This is a genomic window from Mammaliicoccus sp. B-M6 (genome assembly GCF_022386965.1).
Classification (GTDB): Bacteria; Bacillota; Bacilli; order Staphylococcales; family Staphylococcaceae; genus Mammaliicoccus; species Mammaliicoccus sciuri_A.
Genome location: NZ_JAJNHJ010000107.1, coordinates 1 through 216 on the forward strand (window position 1 = coordinate 1; position 216 = coordinate 216).

General features: G+C 28.7%; 1 pseudogene. It reads right to left on the reverse strand.

From position 1 onward, the window contains the following. A pseudogene (locus LQ693_RS13865) lies at positions 1 to 190 on the reverse strand (IS3 family transposase); the annotation flags it as partial. Positions 191 to 216 lie beyond the last annotated feature (26 nt).

Below are 216 nucleotides of genomic sequence, written 5' to 3' on the forward strand. Positions count from 1 at the left end.
TACATAGTTCTATAATTTCTCGTTCATCCTCAGATATACAGAAATCTTTGTTTTTCCATCTGTAATAATTTGATTTTGGAATATCTAAAGCCTCTAAAATGACTTTCACTGTATATTTAGATTTCAATTCATTTACTAATTCAACAACTACTTCTGGGACCACTTCCTTTCCAATTCCTTGTACTTTTTTAAAATTTCATTTTCTACTTCTTTGCG